This is a genomic window from Soonwooa purpurea, from assembly GCF_053891095.1.
The window spans coordinates 1-1,326 of the sequence record NZ_JBSSMA010000059.1 but is presented as its reverse complement, the minus strand read 5'-3'; the positions used below and the strand labels follow the sequence as shown (position 1 = coordinate 1,326).

Below are 1,326 nucleotides of genomic sequence, written 5' to 3'. Positions count from 1 at the left end.
ATAACAAACAAATTGGCAATAGAGCCGGTGAAGTACTTCTATTGAACTTTTGTGCAATGTTGAAGATTAGTAATTCTATTCAACATTTGTGCTAAAAGTCGGCTCCATCGCCAATTTGCCAAACGTTATATGCCATATTACACCAAAACTCGTCTGAATTATACAAAATGAACTATGTTTAACTTTTTTAAACCTAAACCAAAAAATCAAATTGAAATGGAAGTTTCGGGAATAAATCCTGAAACAAACAATGAATTTCTATTCTATAATTTTATCGAAAATACACCAAACTATATTCTTGAACCTTGGCTAAAAAAAGCAAAACAAGTTGGTTATAAAGTAAAACCTCAATACGAACAAGCGATTTTGCAAAAATTGAAATTCAATCAATTTAAAAATCCTCATACATTCCCTGAGTACTTTGAAAATAAATTTGATTTTATTGCTATTGACTTTGAGACAGCAAATAACAGTAGATTAAGTGCTTGTGCAATCGGATTATGCTTCGTGAAAAATGACACAATAGTTTATTCGACAAAACACTATATAAATCCACCAAAATCAGAAAAGTTTTTAAAAACTCATACTTCAATACACGGAATTTCATATGAAGATGTAGAATTTTCCCTTAATTTTCAAGAATTATGGGAAGACGAACTTTCTAAATATCTTTCATCTAATTTATTAATTTTTCATAATGCGAGTATGGACTTGAGTGTTTTGAAAAATCTATCTGATTCTCCGCAAACACACCTAATATTTTTAGTATATTAGCGCTCAAAAAGCAGGGATTATGAACATATTCAGTTTTACGGCTCATTTCGGTTCGGAGGAAGATTGTCGTTTGCATTTCAAGGAGCAGCGTGATAAGGAAGGGGTTGTCTGCAAGCGATGCGGGGGCACTTCCCATTATTGGTTACAGGGTAAATGGAGTTATGAATGCAAAGGTTGCCGTTTCCGCACCTCGTTGCGCAGCGGTACGATCATGGAGAGCTCCAAGCTGCCGTTTCTGGTGTGGTACAAAACGATGTTCCTGATGAGTTGCACAAAAAAGGGATTCTCCACCAACGAACTCCAGAAGCAATTAGGATTGAAGCGTTACGAACCGGTATGGGCGATGGTACACAAACTCCGCAGGGCGATGGGCAACCGGGATGCAAGGTATACACTGGAAGGGATGATAGAACTGGATGAGGGTTACTTTTCGGTGGCCAGTAAGGAAATCGAGCGAGGCAAGGGTACACGTGGCCGGGGAGCCGAGGGAAAGCAGAACGTTGCGGTGATGGCCGAAAGCACCCCGTTGGAAGATATCGAAACGGGCAAAAA

1 protein-coding gene and 1 pseudogene are annotated in these 1,326 nt (G+C 38.3%); both read left to right on the top strand.

All coding sequences use genetic code 11. The features are described from left to right. Nucleotides 1-216 precede the first annotated feature (216 nt). Nucleotides 217-774: an exonuclease domain-containing protein gene (locus tag ACVFVN_RS14710; protein ID WP_009135711.1), complete on the top strand. Its 558-nt coding sequence runs from the start codon at nucleotides 217-219 to the stop codon at nucleotides 772-774. Nucleotides 775-793: 19 nt separating this feature from the next. Continuing rightward, nucleotides 794-1,326, top strand: a pseudogene (locus ACVFVN_RS14705) (IS1595-like element ISBbi1 family transposase); the annotation flags it as partial.